At 73.5% G+C, this 15,168-nt stretch carries 11 protein-coding genes; 1 reads left to right on the top strand and 10 read right to left on the bottom strand.

Annotated elements, in window-relative coordinates:
• Positions 1-36: 36 nt before the first annotated feature.
• From ACZ4WH_RS31450 to ACZ4WH_RS31430, 5 genes are all read right to left on the bottom strand, one after another.
• Positions 37-249, bottom strand: coding sequence for a hypothetical protein (locus ACZ4WH_RS31450; RefSeq protein WP_146075798.1), 213 nt, complete (start codon positions 247-249; stop codon positions 37-39).
• 136 nt (positions 250-385) lie between these two features.
• Positions 386-709 carry a hypothetical protein gene (locus ACZ4WH_RS31445; RefSeq protein WP_468187226.1) on the bottom strand — a complete coding sequence of 108 codons (324 nt, stop codon included), beginning with the start codon at positions 707-709 and terminating at the stop codon, positions 386-388.
• The gene (locus ACZ4WH_RS31440; protein ID WP_103817702.1) at positions 706-1,074 is read right to left on the bottom strand and encodes a WhiB family transcriptional regulator; all 369 of its coding nucleotides are present in this window, start codon (positions 1,072-1,074) and stop codon (positions 706-708) included. Before ACZ4WH_RS31440 ends, ACZ4WH_RS31445 begins: the two co-directional genes overlap by 4 nt.
• A 174-nt stretch (positions 1,075-1,248) precedes the next feature.
• Entirely contained in the window at positions 1,249-1,572 is a 324-nt protein-coding gene (locus ACZ4WH_RS31435) for a hypothetical protein (protein WP_468187224.1), read from the bottom strand.
• Between the two features lie 166 nt (positions 1,573-1,738).
• Positions 1,739-4,048, bottom strand: a complete 2,310-nt coding sequence (locus ACZ4WH_RS31430; protein ID WP_468187222.1) for an ATP-dependent DNA helicase UvrD2 — start codon at positions 4,046-4,048, stop codon at positions 1,739-1,741.
• Between the two features lie 139 nt (positions 4,049-4,187).
• Here ACZ4WH_RS31430 and ACZ4WH_RS31425 point away from each other — a divergent pair, with 139 nt between their 5' ends.
• Positions 4,188-4,430 (top strand): mycoredoxin, encoded by a 243-nt coding sequence (locus tag ACZ4WH_RS31425; protein WP_385840122.1) that lies wholly within the window; start codon positions 4,188-4,190, stop codon positions 4,428-4,430.
• A 64-nt stretch (positions 4,431-4,494) separates the two neighbouring features.
• Here the strand turns inward: ACZ4WH_RS31425 and nudC are convergent, their stop codons facing one another.
• The 5 genes from nudC to ACZ4WH_RS31400 all read right to left on the bottom strand — a co-directional run bounded on the left by nudC (position 4,495) and on the right by ACZ4WH_RS31400 (position 15,131).
• Entirely contained in the window at positions 4,495-5,439 is a 945-nt protein-coding gene (gene nudC / locus ACZ4WH_RS31420) for an NAD(+) diphosphatase (protein WP_468187220.1), read from the bottom strand.
• Between the two features lie 164 nt (positions 5,440-5,603).
• On the bottom strand, positions 5,604-7,007 hold the full coding sequence (locus tag ACZ4WH_RS31415; protein ID WP_468187218.1) for a dipeptidase: 1,404 nt from the start codon (positions 7,005-7,007) through the stop codon (positions 5,604-5,606).
• Positions 7,008-7,060: 53 nt separating this feature from the next.
• The gene (locus ACZ4WH_RS31410; protein WP_468187216.1) at positions 7,061-10,765 is read right to left on the bottom strand and encodes an ATP-dependent helicase; all 3,705 of its coding nucleotides are present in this window, start codon (positions 10,763-10,765) and stop codon (positions 7,061-7,063) included.
• A 113-nt stretch (positions 10,766-10,878) separates the two neighbouring features.
• Positions 10,879-14,487 carry an ATP-dependent helicase gene (locus ACZ4WH_RS31405; protein ID WP_468187214.1) on the bottom strand — a complete coding sequence of 1,203 codons (3,609 nt, stop codon included), beginning with the start codon at positions 14,485-14,487 and terminating at the stop codon, positions 10,879-10,881.
• A 257-nt stretch (positions 14,488-14,744) separates the two neighbouring features.
• Complete coding sequence (locus ACZ4WH_RS31400) at positions 14,745-15,131, bottom strand: MGMT family protein (RefSeq protein WP_468187212.1); 387 nt, start codon at positions 15,129-15,131, stop codon at positions 14,745-14,747.
• Positions 15,132-15,168: the final 37 nt, after the last annotated feature.

Genomic DNA, 15,168 nt, shown 5'->3' with positions numbered 1-15,168 from the left:
TCTCGTCGTAGCGGCGGGGCCCCGGGAGAAGGGATCTCACCACCAGGCCGAGTCCAGCCGCCCCTCGATCGCCCGGAGGTTCTCCCGGGAACAGGCGTCGCAGAAGTACTGCCGGACGCCGTTCTCCACGGAGCAGGTCCAGGTGGCCGGCTGGGGACCGTCGGCGGGGGTGCCGCAGCGGGCGCACACCAGGCGGTGGCGCTCCGCGGTGGAGCCGCCCTGATCACTACCGCCGGGAAGACTCGTCACCCGGTGACGATAACTCCGTGACGGGCGGATCGCCTGCGCAACGCACCGGGGGGGCCGGTCCGTTCGGCCGGACCGGCCCCCGCGGGGAGGTTTCGCCTCCCTGCTCCGGGAGGCCACCGCTGCTCAGGTGTGTGCGTTACTGCATGACGGCCATGGCGAGCGCGCGGCGGGCGCGCATCGAGGCACGCTCGGCTCGCCGCTGCATCCGCCGGGCGGCGGCCAGGCGCACGGCCCGGCGTTCGCGCAGGGCGTCATGGAGTCGCTCGTGCATATGCGCACGAGCCAGGGCTTCTTGCATGAGTTGCATCTCACGGTTCCTGTTCTGGCGCGCTTCGGTCGCGCCGGTGGTGGTGAAGTCTGAGGTCGCGGAGCCGGCGGGCTCGCTGGTGGACGGCTTCATCGGGGCCTGCTTCTTGGGGTCGTGCGTGAGGGGGCGGTCGATCGTTCCTGCGGTGTTCATGCCGTGACCGGGTTCTTCCGCGGGCGGCCACGGGGCCGCTTCCGGGCAACGACGACACCCTGGACGAACAGCTCGCCACCCCAGACGCCCCAGGGCTCACGCCGCTCCTTGGCGCCGGCGAGGCAGGCCTCCATCAGCGGGCAGGTGCGGCAGAGGGACTTGGCGTACTCCACGTCCGCCGGCGACTCGGCGAAGAAGACCTCCGGGTCGTAGGAGCGGCAGGGGACGGGTACGCCGAGGTTCTCGATGGCGTCGTCGAGCGCGGTGAGCGCGGTGAGGGGGGTCAAGGTGGAGTCCTCCGTGAGGCCGGGCGGGGGGATCGTTTGCGAAGGCGGTACGGACGGGGCGTGCGCTTCGAGTTGCACGAGTTGTCTTCCTCGTCTGGTCGGTCCGGCCGGTTGACCGGGTGTCGGCTTGGTACCGGGTTCTTTTCCTGTCCCGAGGCCCCTTCGCTCCGTCGTCCCCGTTCGGGGAAAACAGAAGGGCCGCGGATCCCGGATGGGGTTCCGCGGCCCTGAAGGCGCCGGCCTGATCGGCGATCAGGCTGGATCACTCCAGGGTTCTGGCCCACGGAAGGCCCACATCAGGTGGTGCTGCGTCGTCTGCTTCCGGAATCCGGCACCGGCCGCCGCAAAGGCATAGGCATGCGCCTGTGCCGCTACCGCTTCCAGTGCCTTGGTCGGTCGCTCATTGCGCTCACGGATGGGAAGACCCGCGAGGGCAGGGGAGGACGCCGGACGCACGGCACGGATGCCGGACAGACCGGTGCCCTGGTTCGAGGCGCCGAGCATGCACGTGGAGACGGCCGAGCGATCGGTCAGTTTGGCCGCGCTGACGGTGGTGCTGATGTTGATGCTGATCACTGGACTCGCCTCCTCTCGGCGTCTCAAGGGACTGCGGTGAACCGGTCCCGTTCGGGTATGCAAGTACAACACGGAACACCGGCCTTGGAGAAGGCCGCCGCTTCCGTGCCTAGAACCTATGGGGATTCGCGGGGCATGCGCAAACTATTTTTCCGACGAGTTGGCATCAGTCGCGCCCGTCGTCTCCACCGGGTTGTTGACCTGCGCAGATGGCCAGAACGTCGGCTCCGTAGCTGCGCAGCTTGCGGTTGAGGACACCGGGGATGCGGGCGAGTTCGGCGGGGCTCTCCGGGCATGCCTCCGCGATGGCCATCAGCGTCCGGTCGGTGAAGACGCAGAAGTCCGGCTGGCCGCTGCGCCCGGCCTGTACCGCGCGCCACTCCCGGAGCCGCTCGTAGAGCCCTTCGTCCATGTCCGAGGGGCAGTCCTCACAGCGCATCAGCTTCATCTCGCCCGCGTCGGTGAGCGTGCGACCGCAGACCCGGCAGCGGGCGGGGCTGCGCTGGGTGCGCCGGGGGGTGACGGCGGCACTCGCGGCGGTGCCGCGCTCGACACCCGCGCCCGCGCCGGCGCCGGTGCGGCCGACGGTGGGGGTGGTGCCGGGGCGCAGACCGTCGAGGAAGCGGCTCGGCCGGCGGTTGGGGCGCCCGCCGGGTGAGCGGGACAGGGCCCAGGACAGATGGAGGCGTTCCCGGGCGCGGGTCACGCCGACGTAGAGCAGTCGGCGTTCCTCCTCGATCTGCTCGTCGGTCCGGGCGTAGGTGATGGGCAGCATGCCCTCGGCGATGCCGACCAGGAAGACGACGTCCCACTCCAGGCCCTTGGCGGCGTGCAGCGAGGCCAGGGTGACGCCCTGGACGGTCGGAGCGTGCTGCGCGTTCGCCCGCTCGTCCAGTTCCGCCACGAAGTCGGCGAGGGTGACTCCTGGTCTGGCCGCGGCCAGGTCGTGGGCGAGGTTGACCAGCGCGGCCAGGGATTCCCAGCGCTCTCTGACGGCGCCCGAGCCGGCCGGTGGTTCGCTGGTCCAGCCCTCACCGGAGAGGACGGCGCGGACCTGGGAGGGCAGGTCCACGGCGTCGTCCAGCAGGGAGTCGTTGCCGCCGAAGCGGGCGGCGCCGCGCAGGGCGATGCCGGCCTTGCGGACCTCGGGCCGGTCGAAGAAGCGCTCGGCGCCGCGCAGCTGGTAGGGCACCCCGGCGTCGGCGAGCGCCTGCTCGTAGGTCTCGGACTGGGAGTTGGTGCGGAACAGGACGGCGATCTCGGCGGCCGGGACGCCCGCGTCGATCAGCTCGCGGATGCGGCGGGCGGCGCCCTCGGCCTCGGCGGGCTCGTCGGTGTACTCGGTGTAGACGGGCTCGGGCCCGGAGGGGCGCTGGGAGACGAGTTCCAGCCGGTGGCCGGCGGCCCGGCCCCGGGCCTGGGCGAGCAGGCCGTTGGCGAGGTGGACGATCTGGGGGCTGGAGCGGTAGTCGCGGACCAGTTTCACGACGGTGGCGCCCGGGTGCCGGGCGCGGAAGTCGAGGAGGTGGTCGGGCGTTGCTCCCGTGAACGAGTAGATGGTCTGGCTGGCGTCACCGACGACGCACAGGTTGTCGCGGTCGCCGAGCCACAGGTCCAGCAGCCGCTGCTGGAGGGGGCTGACGTCCTGGTACTCGTCCACGACGAAGTGCTGGTACTGCGCGCGGACCTGTTCGGCGATGTCGTGCCGGTCCTGGAGGATGGCGACGGTGAGCAGCAGGACGTCTTCGAAGTCGATGACCGCGCGGTCGCGCTTGAGGTCCTCGTATGCGGCGTAGAGATGGGCGATCTCGGCCGGGTCGCGGGGGGCCTCGCGGCCGGCCTTCGCGGCCGCGTACGGGTAGTCGGCGGGGACGGTCTGGGTGACCTTGGCCCATTCGATCTCGGCGGTCACGTCCCGCAGCTCGTTGCGGTCCAGCCGGGTGCCCAGGGCGGCGGCCGCGTCGGCGACGAGCTGGACCTTGCGGTCGACGAGCCGGGGCATGGAGCCGCCGATCGCTTTCGGCCAGAAGTACTGGAGCTGGCGCAGGGCGGAGGAGTGGAAGGTGCGGGCCTGGACGCCCTGGGCGCCGAGCTGGCGCAGTCGGCCGCGCATCTCTCCGGCGGCGCGGTTGGTGAAGGTGACGGCGAGCACGCTGGACGGCTGGAGGATGCCGGCGCGCACCCCGTAGGCGATGCGGTGGGTGATCGCCCGGGTCTTGCCCGTGCCCGCTCCGGCCAGCACGCACACCGGACCGTGCAGGGAGGTGGCCACCTCGCGCTGCTCGGGGTCGAGCCCTTCGAGCACCGCGTCGGCCCCGCTCGGCGGAGCCGCGTGCGGAGAGCCACCGGTGCCCTGCGGGAAAAGGGTGGAGTGCGTTGCTGCTGTCACACCGCCATGCTGCCAGGTCGCCCGGGACGGCTGTGCCGGTTGTCCACAGGCTGGGGCTCGCAGTCGTATTAATGCGGCAGGCGTCACAGCCGCTTGATGCGGCAGGCGTCACAGCCGCGACCGCATTACCGGAACTGGTGGGCCGGCCCCCCGGGAATGGCGGGCCGGTCCCTTACGTTGTCCCCCCGGACGACCTTTTCCGAGCTGCCTGAGGAGCGCGAGAGACATGCAGGGCACTGTGACGATGTACAGCACGACTTGGTGCGGCTACTGCCGGCGGCTGAAGAGCCAGCTGGACCGGGAGGGCATCGCCTACACCGAGATCAACATCGAGCAGGACCCCGCGTCCGCCGCCTTCGTGGAGAAGGCGAACGGCGGGAACCAGACCGTCCCGACCGTGCTCTTCGCGGACGGCTCCACGCTGACGAACCCGTCGCTGGCCCAGGTCAAGCAGAAGCTCGCCGCGTAACCGCGAGCCGCACCGGACGGCGGCTCCCGAGTCCTGATCGGCTCGGGAGCCGCCGTTCGCCGTCTCAGACGAAGCTGCGGGTCGGCAGGGGCTTGCCGTACCACATCTCGATCAGGCGGGCCGCGATGGAGATGCCGTAGGGCGGCAGCACCTCGCCGGACTCGAAGGCGGCGTGCAGTTCCTCACGGGAGAACCAGCGGGCCTCGTGGATCTCGTCCCCGTCGACGTCGATCTCGGTGGAGGTGGCGCGGGCCATGAAGCCGAGCATCAGGCTCGACGGGAAGGGCCAGGGCTGGCTGGCGACGTACTCGACCGGGCCGACGGTGACGCCGACCTCCTCGCACACCTCGCGGCGCACCGCCTGCTCGATGGACTCGCCGGGCTCCACGAACCCGGCGAGCGTGGAGAAGCGGCCCTCGGGCCAGTGGACCTGGCGGCCGAGCAGGATGCGGTCGTCCTCGTCGGTGACCGCCATGATCACGGCGGGGTCGGTGCGCGGGTAGTGCTCGGCGCCGCAGGCCGGGCAGCGGCGGATGTGGCCGGCCGCGGCGATGACCGTGCGCTCGCCGCAGCGGGAGCAGAAGCGGTGGGTGCGCTGCCAGTTCTCCAGCCCGACCGCGTGCACCATGAGCCCGACGTCGCGCGGCGACAGCAGCAGGCCGGCCTCCCGCAGCCCCGCCGGGCGCGCGGACTGGTCGATACGGCCGGGCAGGGAGTCCTTCTGGAGCGCGAAGTAGCTGACGCCCTCCTCGTCGATGCCGAGGAAGTAGCGGTGCGCCTCGGTGAGCGGGGCCTCGAAGGACGGCGTCATGACGAGTTCGGTCCGGCCGTCCGGGGTCTCGTCGATGAGCACCTGGCCGCCGGAGACCACGAAACAGCGGGTCGTGGGGTGGCTCCACGCCGCCGCGAGCCAGGCCTCGTCCAGCCGGTGGTGGGCGGCGCGGTCGATGCCGCTCGGAGCGGTCAGCGAGATGGGTCGGTCGGCTGTGTGGTCGGTCCAGGTGGTCACGGGTGCTTCCAACTCCCCCAGTACGGCGGTTCTTTCGGCGGGCGGTTCGGCGGGACGTAGGGCGGGAGGGCACCGGGCCGGGTGCGGCCGGGGCGGACGGAACGGTCGGGGCGGTCCCTCCAGTGTGCCCCGCGCGCGGTGCCCCGCCGTACGGGGCCGGCCGGTCAGGGTGCGGTACGCCAGTTCCGGGCCAGGTCACCCCACAGGTAGGCGCTGGTCTCGACGCCCTTGAGGAGGAGGTCGAGCTCGACCTTCTCGTTGGGCGCGTGCCAGCCGTCGGACGGGACGGAGATTCCCAGGAAGAGCACGGGGGCGCCGAGGACTTCCTGGAGGTCGGCGGCGGGTCCGGAGCCGCCCTCCCGGGTGAAGCGGACCGGCCCCTGGAAGGCGCGGCCCATGGCGCGGACCACGGACTGCAACGCGGGGTGGTCGAGCGGGGTCAGGCACGGGCGCGTGGCCGAGCCGAAGTCGATCTCGTACCGGATTCCGGCGGGCACCTGCTCGGCGGCCCAGGCGCGGACGGCCTTCTCGATGTGGTCGGGGTCCTGGCCGGCGACCAGCCGGAAGGACAGCTTCACCATGGCCGTGGCGGGGATGATCGTCTTGCTGCCGGGGCCCTGGTAGCCGCCGCCGATGCCGTTGACCTCGGCGGTCGGGCGGGCCCAGATGCGCTCCAGGGTCGAGTGGCCGGCCTCGCCGTGAAGGGCGGAGGACTTGGCGGTGCGCAGCCAGCGCTCCTCGTCGAAGGGCAGCTCGGCGAACAGCTCGCGCTCACGGTCGGTCAACTCGACGATGCCGTCGTAGAAGCCGGGGATCGCCACGCGCGCGTGCTCGTCGTGGAGGGCGGCGACCAGGCGGGCGGCCGCGGTGGCCGGGTTGGGCACGGCGCCGCCGAAGGACCCGGAGTGGATGTCCTGGTCGGGGCCGTACAGCCGGATCTCGCACTCGGCGAGGCCCCGCATGCCCGTGCACACGGTCGGGGTGTCCTCGGACCACATGCCGGTGTCGGAGACGATCACGGCGTCGGCGGCGAGGCGGCCCGCGCGCTCCTGAACCAGGGCCCGGAAGTGCGGCGAGCCGGACTCTTCCTCGCCCTCGATCAGCAGCTTCAGGTTGACGGCCGGCGCGGTGCGGCCGGTCGCGGCCAGGTGGGCGCGGACGCCGAGTGTGTGGAAGAACACCTGGCCCTTGTCGTCGGCCGCCCCGCGCGCGTAGAGGCGGTTGTCGCGGACGACCGGCTCGAAGGGGTCGCTGTCCCAGCCGTCCTCGCGGGCGGCGGGCTGCACGTCGTGGTGACCGTAGACCAGGACCGTGGGCGCCTGGGGGTCGCCGGAGGGCCACTCGGCGAAGACGGCGGGGGCGCCGGGGGTCTGCCAGACCTCGGCGGTCGGGAAGCCGGTCTCCTTCAGCTGGGCGGCGAGCCAGTCGGCGCTGCGCCGTACGTCGGGCGCGTGATCGGGCTGGGCCGACACGGAGGGGATGCGCAGCCATGCGGCGAGGTCGTCGAGGAAGGCGGCGCGATGCTGCTCGATGTACGTGCGGACGGCGCTGTCCGGGGTCTGGCTCATGCTCCCGAGCCTATCCGCCCGCACCGACATCCTCGGCGGGCGGTTCGTCACACTCAGCTGGCCTCCGGTGTGCGCTCCGTCTCACCCGTGAGCAGCCGCTCCAGCGCGGCCCGGTCCGGCAGGCCCTCGGGGCGTACGACCTCGCCACTGCGCACGTAGAGGAACGCGGCGGTGACCGACTCGGGCGGTATGCCCTGCTGCTCGGCCCAGGCCAGCCGGTACACGGCGAGCTGGAGCGGGTCGGCGGTGCCGGTGCGGCCGGTCTTCCAGTCGACGATCTCGTACGTCGCCTCCTCGCCGTCGCCGTTTCTGTAGACGGCGTCGATGCGGCCCCGGACGACGCGGCCGGCGAGGGTGAGCTGGAAGGGGGCCTCGACCCGGTACGGGGTGCGCCGGGCGTACTCGGTGCGTTCGAAGGCCTCTTTCAGGGCTTCCAGGTCGCGTTCGTCGGCGATCTCGGCGTCGCCGCCTGGCAGCTCGTCCGGTTCCAGCAGGGGCAGGGTCAGCTCCTCGAAGCGGGTTTCCACCCAGGCGTGGAACCGGGTGCCTCGGCGTGCGGCGGGTTGTGGGGGGCGCGGCATGGGGCGCGCGAGTTCCTGTGCGAGCCCGTCCGGGTCCTCGGCGAGGCGCAGCAGCTGGGTCGCGGTGAGCGTGGTGGGCAGGGGTACCTCGGTGACGGTCTGCCGGGCGCGCAGCAGCTCTCCGGTGAGCGCGTCCAGGTCCCGGTCCCAGGAGGCGATGGTGCGGGCCTCCTCCGGGGTGAGGGCGGTGGTGGGCCGCGGTTCGGCGGCACGGGGGCGGTCCTGGGGGGCGGATGCCTGGTGCGGGACCGTGGGCCGTTCCGCGCTCCGGGCGTCCCGGTCGGCGGGGGTGGCCGGGGCGGGGACGGCTGTGTCGTCCGGAAGCACGTCGCCGAAGGGCCGGCTGTCGAAGGTGTCGCCGCCGGAGGGCTCGCCGTCGAAGCGATCGTCACCGAACGGATCGGCGTCCAATGGGTCGTCGTCGAACGGATCGCCGTCCAAGGGATCGTCGTACGGAAGGTCCTCTTCATAAGAGAGGTCCCCGTACCGCTCCTCGTCGTACGGCCCATCGCCGTACGGGTCGTCACCGTACGGCTCGTCGTCCGGGGGCGCGGGCCAGTCGGGGTCATCGGCGCCCGCGGGGTCGTGCAGGGCCGGCCGGCGGCCGTCGGCGGGCTGGGCGGCCAGGGCGTCCAGGTGGGCGAGGACGGTCTCGGCGGCGGCGCGGCGGCGGGCCAGGGCGGCGGCGTCCAGCGGGAGCGGCCACACCTGGTCGGCGGTGGCCGTGTGCAGGGCCGGGTTCTCCTCGTCCTCGGCGGGCGGGTCCGCCCACACCTCGATCTCGCCGTACCCGGCGGCGCAGTGGTCGTACAGGGCCTGGAGGAAGTCGGACGGGCCGCGCGGCTTCTTCTGGCTGGGCCCCCACCAGTGGCCGGAGCCGAGCAGGAGCGAGCGGGGGCGGGTGAAGGTGACGTAGCCGAGGCGGAGTTCCTCGGTGTGCTGGTGCTCCTTCATGGCCTCGTGGAAGGCCTTCATGCCGCGCGAGTCCCAGGAGTCCACGTCGGGCAGGGTGTCGGTGTCGCCGCGCAGGGCGTGCGGCAGCACCTTGGCCTGGGCGGTCCACTTCTCGCGGCCCTGGGCGCTGGGGAACGTGCCGGTCACGAGTCCGGGGACGGCCACGACGTCCCACTCCAGGCCCTTGGACTTGTGCGCGGTGAGCACCTTGACGGTGTTCTCGCCGCCGGGCAGGGCGTTGTCGAGGCCCTTCTCGTACTGGGCGGCGGTGCGCAGGAAGCCGAGGAAGGCGAGCAGGGTGGCCTCGCTGTCGCTCGCGGCGAAGGAGGCGGCGACGTCCAGGAAGTTGGACAGGGTCTCGCGGCGGCGGGCGGCGAGCGCGTGCGGGGACGCCGACAGTTCCACCTCCAGGCCGGTGACGGCGAGGACGCGGTGCAGGACGTCCATCAGCGGGTCGGACAGCGAGCGGCGCAGGTCGCGCAGTTCGGCGGCGAGCCGGGCGAAGCGCACGCGCGCGTCCGGGGAGAACGGCAGCCCGTCGTCGTCACCCTCCTGCATGGGCGCTTCAAGGAAGGTGTCGAGGGCGTCCGCGAGCGAGATCACCTCGGACGGGTCGACGCCCTCCACGGCCTCGGCGAGCCGGCGGTCGGGGTCGTCGGTGCCGTCCACGCGCGCGTGGGCGACCAGCAGCCGGGCGCGGCGGCCCAGCAGGGCGAGGTCGCGGGGACCGATGCGCCAGCGCGGTCCGGTCAGCAGGCGCACCAGGGCGGCGTTGGCACCGGGGTCCTGGAGTACCTCGCAGACGGCGACGAGGTCGGCGATCTCGGGCAGGTGGAGCAGGCCGGAGAGGCCGACCACCTCGACGGGGATGTCGCGGGCGACGAGGGCGCCCTGGATCTCGGCGAAGTCGGTCGCGGTCCGGCACAGGACGGCGATCTCGCCGGGTGGCGTGCCGGTGCGCACGAGGTGGGCGAGGGAGTCGGCGATCCAGTCGATCTCCTCGGCGTGGTTGGGCAGCAGGGCGCAGCGGACCGTGCCGTCGTGCTCCGCGCCGGGGGCCGGGCGGAGGGCCTCCACGCCCGCGTGCAGGGCGCGCAGGGGCTCGGCGAGGCCGTTGGCGAGGTCGAGCAGGCGCCCGCCGCTGCGGCGGTTCTCGCTGAGCGCCTGCCGGGTGGCGGGCCTGCCGTCGGCGCGGGGGAAGTGGTCGGGGAAATCGTCCAGGTTGGCGACGGAGGCGCCGCGCCAGCCGTAGATGGCCTGGCAGGGGTCGCCGACGGCGGTCACCGGGTGGCCGGTGCCGCCGCCGAACAGGCCGGCGAGCAGGACGCGCTGGGCCACGGAGGTGTCCTGGTACTCGTCCAGCAGCACCACGCGGAACTCCTCGCGCAGCAGGCGGCCCACCTCGGGGATGCCGGCGAGGCGGGCCGACAGGGCGATCTGGTCGCCGAAGTCGAGCAGGTCCCGCGCGCGCTTGGCGGTCCGGTAGCGCTGGACCAGCTCGGCGAGTTCCCGGCGGGACGCGGCGGTCTCCGGGACCTTGCGCAGGTCGGCGTTGGTGAGCTTGGCCCCTTCCAGGGTGCGCAGCAGGCCCGCGTCCCAGGCGCGCAGTTCCTCGGGGTCGACGAGGTGTTCGGCGAGTTCGGCATCGAGCGCGAGCAGGTCGCTGACGAGGTCGGCGAAGGAGCGGGTCAGTGCCGGGTACGGGCCGGGGGCCTCGCGCAGCACGCGCGCGGCCAGCTGGTAGCGGGTGGCGTCGGCCAGCAGGCGTGAGCTGGGCTCCAGGCCGAGCCGCAGGCCGTGGTCGGTGAGCAGGCGGCCGGCGAAGGAGTGGTACGTCGAGATGACCGGCTCGCCCGGCGGGTTGTCGGGGTCCGACCAGGAGGTGTCGGCGCGAAGCGCGGTCGTTGAGGGGTGGTGGCCGGGTGGCGGGAGGGCGTCGGGGTCGGTGACGCCGGCCTTGATCAGCGCCTTGCGGACGCGTTCGGCCAGCTCACCGGCGGCCTTGTTGGTGAAGGTCAGGCCGAGGACCTGTTCGGGGGCGACCTGTCCGGTGCCGACCAGCCAGACCACGCGGGCCGCCATCACGGTGGTCTTGCCCGACCCGGCGCCGGCCACGATCACCTGCGGGGCGGGCGGCGCGGTGATGCAGGCCGTCTGCTCCGGGGTGAACGGGATGCCGAGCAGCTCCTTGAGCTGCTCGGGGTCGGTGATATGGGCGGGCATGTCGAAAGAGGCTAGCGGCGGGGACTGACAATCGAGGCCGGCCAGGCCACCCAGGGCCGAAGAAGCGCAGGTCAGCCCATGTGGTGCCGTACGTCACCCCGGTCACGGTCACGTCACTCGACCACGTGCCGTCCCTCCGGGCGGGCGCTGCACGAGGCCCGGAACGCGCAGTGCGCGCAGTGCTGGCCGGCGCTCGGCGTGAACCGCTCGTCGAGGACCTTTCCTGCGGCGGTGGCCAGCAGCTCGCCGACCCACTCCCCCGTCGGCGGCTCCTGGGTCTGCACCTTGGGCAGGGTGTCTCCCCCGTCGCGCTGGGGAGCGCCCTGTCTGAGGTGGACCAGTTCGGCGCCGCCCGGCTCGGGGCGTACGCCGTCGAAGGCCGTGTCGACGGCGCCTTCGCGGACGGCGAGCTGGTAGACGGCGAGCTGGGGGTGGCGCTCCACCTCGCCCGCGGTGGGCGCCTGTTTGCCGGTCTTGAAGTCGACCACGTAGGCGCGGCCCTCGGCGTCCGTCTCCACACGGTCCATCTGGCCGCGGATGCGGACCTCGTAGTCGCCCGCTTCGAGGGTGACGTCGAAGTCGTGCTCGCTCGCCACCGGGGTGCGGCCGGCCCGGTTCAGCACGTGCCAGTTCAGGAAGCGTTCGAGCGCGACGCGCGCGTTGTCCTTCTCCTGCCGCGACTTCCAGGGGGCGTCGAAGGCGAGCGCGTTCCACACGGAGTCCAGGCGTTCCATGAGGACGTCGAGGTCGGCGGGGGTGCGGCCGGAGGCGACCTCGTCGGCGAGGACGTGGACGACGTTGCCGAAACCCTGCGCGGTGGTGGCGGGGGCGTCGGCCTTCACCTCGCGGCCCAGGAACCACTGCAACGCGCAGGTGTTGGCGAGCTGGTCGAGGGCGCTGCCGGAGAGCACCACGGGCTGGTCCCGGTGGCGCAGCGGCACCTTGCTCTCGGTCGGCTCGAACATGCCCCACCAGCGGTAGGGGTGCGCGGACGGCACCAGCGGGCGGCCGTCCTCGTCGGCGAGCGCGGCGAGCCGGGCGAGCCGGCGGGCGGCGGCCTCCCGCAGCGCGGCCGACGCGCGGGGGTCGACCGTGGTCGCGCGCAGCTCGGCGACGAGCGCGGCGACGGACAGCGGCCGGCGGGGGCGCCCGGTGACGTCCTTGGGCTCGACGCCCAGCTCGGTGAGGAACCGGGACGGCTGGTCGCCGTCGTCGGCCGGTGCCTTCACGGCGGTGACGACGAGGCGCTCACGCGCGCGTGTGGCGGCGACGTAGAACAGTCGGCGCTCCTCGGCGAGCAGCGCGCCGGGGGGCAGGGGCTCGGCGAGCCCGTCACGGCCGATGCGGTCGGCCTCCAGCAGCGAGCCGCGGCGGCGCAGGTCCGGCCAGAGTCCCTCCTGGACGCCGGCGACGACCACCAGCCGCCACTCCAGACCCTTGGCGCGGTGCGCGGTCATCACACGGACGGCGTCGGGGCGTACCGCGCGGCGGGCGAGCGTGTCGGCGGCTATGTCCTCGGCCTCGATCTGCTCCAGGAAGTTCAGGGCGCCGCGGCCTCCGATGCGCTCCTCCGCGCGCGCGGCGGTGGCGAACAGCGCGCACACGGCGTCCAGGTCCCGGTCGGCGTTGCGGCCGGCCGCGCCGCCGCGCCGCGCGGCCCGCTCCAGGCGCCCGGGCCACGGCGTGCCCACCCACAGGTCCCACAGCGCCTCCTCGGCCGTACCACCGCCGGCGAGGCGCTCGCGGGCCTTGCGGAGCAGCGCGCCGAGGCGCTGCGCCCCGCGCGCGTACGCCGGATCGTGCACGGCCAGACGCTCGGGTTCGGCGAGCGCCCGCGCGAGCAGTTCGTCGGACGGGGGCGGCAGGGGGTTCCCGCCGGCCCGCTCCTCCTCGCGCAGGGCACGCCCGAGGCGGCGCAGGTCGGCGGCGTCCATGCCGGCGAGCGGGGAGGTGAGCAGGGTGAGGGCGGTCTCGGTGTCGAGCCAGGAGGAGACGCCCGGAGCCGGCTGCGCGGCGGCTGCGCGGCGCTCGCCGGCAACTTCGGCAGGTCCATCGGCGGCTTCGGTACGTTCCCCGGTGGCTTCGGTATGCCCTTCGGCGGCTTCGCTACTTTCCCGAGCGGCCTCGGTACGCCCTTCGGCGGCTTCGCTACTTTCCCGAGCGGCTTCGGCACGCCCTTCGGCGGCTTCGCTACTTTCCCGAGCGGCCTCGGTAAGCCCTTCGGCGGCCTCGATACGTTCCCTGGTGGCTTCAGCACGTTCCCCGGCGGCTTCTTCAGCAGCCTGTGCGCCCTCCTCGGAGCCCCCGGCCGACTCCTCGTCGCGGTGGCGTGCCTCCGCCGTGGCCACCGCGCGGAGGGCCGTGAGCAGCGGTGCGACGGCGGGCTCGTGCCGCAGGGGCAGGTCGTCACCGTCGATGTCCAGGGGGACGCCGGCCGCGGTGAGGGCCCGGCGGAGGGTCGGGAGGCGGGAGCCGGCGCGCACCAGGACGGCCATGTCGCTCCAGGGGACGCCGTCCTCCAGGTGCGCGCGGCGCAGGATGTCCGCGATGTTGTCCACTTCCGCGCCGGACGTCGGGTACGTCTGGACCTCGACCCGGCCGCCGTCCCGTACGGCGACCGGCTCCCGGTGGGCGCGGACCGTGTCGGCGGGCAGCCGGGACAGCGGCATGCGCTGGGTGATCAGGCGGGTCGCGGCCAGCAGGGCGGCGCCGGAGCGGCGCGCGGCGCGCAGCACCGCGACGGGGGCGGGGCTGCCGTCCGCGCGCGGGAAGGCGGCCGGGAAGTCCAGGATGCCGTTCACGTCGGCGCCCCGGAAGGCGTAGATCGACTGGTCGGGGTCGCCGAAGGCGACCAGGGTGCGTCCCCCGCCGGCCAGGGCGTGCAGGAGCCGGACCTGGGCGGGGTCGGTGTCCTGGTACTCGTCGACGTACACGGCGTCGTACTGGGCCGCGAGCCGTGCGGCGGTCTCCGTGCGGCGGGCGAGCAGGACCGCGCGGTGGACCAGTTCCGCGTAGTCGATCACGCCCTGGAGGTCGAGCGTGTCGAGGTACTCGGCGAGGAACGCGGCCGCCGCCTGCCAGTCGGGGCGGCCGATGCGGCGCGCGAAGGCGTCCAGGGCGTCCGGGCCGAGGCCCAGCTCACGGCTGCGGGCGAGGACGGCACGGACCTCGTCGGCGAAGCCGCGCGTGGTCAGGCAGGCGCGCAGTTCGTCCGGCCAGCGCACATGGGTCAGGCCGAGCCGCTCCAGCTCGGGCTGGCCGGCGAGCAGCTCACGGACGGTGACGTCCTGCTCGGGGCCGGAGAGCAGGCGCAGCGGCTCGGTGAATCGGTCGCTGTCCTGGTGGGCGCGGACCAGGGCGTAGCAGTACGAGTGGAACGTGGTCGCCCTGGGGGCGCGGGCGGCGCCCATGCGCAGGGCCATGCGGTCGCGCAGGTCGACGGCGGCCTTGCGGCTGAACGTCAGCACCAGGATGCGCTCCGGGTCGCCGCCATGGGCGATCCGGGCGGCCACGGACTCGACCAGCGTGGTGGTCTTGCCGGTGCCGGGACCGGCGAGCACGAGGAGCGGTCCGGTCCGGTGGTCAACCACGGCACGCTGCGCCGCGTCCAGACGAGGGGGGTCCACGACGGCCGGAGGGGTACGGACCAGTCGGTAAGCGCCACGGCTCCCCTGCCGCACCGGGGGGTGCGGCGGGCGCCTGGTGGAGGAAGAGGAGCTCACGTGATGTGCCGGTCCTGGTGGTCGTACTGGCGGGCAGGCGGTCACGCGCGCGGGGCGGTGGCCACGGGATGAGGGGGACACGTGCTGCCGACGCTACGCCGCCGCTCCGGCAGGAAGCAGGGCTTCCGATTCTTACCTCGCGGCACTGCGGTCACGCGTGTCCCACACCTCACGAACGTACGGCATGCCACGGACGTCCCCCATGTCCCCCGAACGGGCCACAGGCCCTCCGCGGCGGCATCCGATGGCGGAAGCTGTCAGGTGTGACCCTCCGCACCCGCGCCGCCGTCCCATCGGGCCCGCCGCATGTCGAGCCGCGGCAGATGGCCCTCGGTGCTCCTGCCCGCCTGCTTCAGCGGCGTGCCCTCCGCGCGGTAGTGGGCGAGCGCGCGCAGTTCGTGTCCGGGCAGCAGCACGCCGTCGGCGCGTACGACCCGCCACCACGGGACGGCGCCGCCGTAGAGGGCCATCACCCGGCCGACCTGGCGCGGCCCGCCCTCCTCCAGCCACTCCGCGACATCGCCGTAGGTCATGACCCGGCCCGGCGGAATCCGCTCGGCGACGTCCAGTACCCGCTCGGCGTACTCCGGCAGCGCGTCCGCGTACTCCGCGCGGGCGTCTCGGGGAGGGCTCTGCTCGCTCATCCACCCCATCCTGCCGCACCCCGCCGACGTTCCGGCG

The organism is Streptomyces sp. NPDC029138 (genome assembly GCF_055564375.1).
This window is presented reverse-complemented; position numbering and strand designations above follow the sequence as displayed.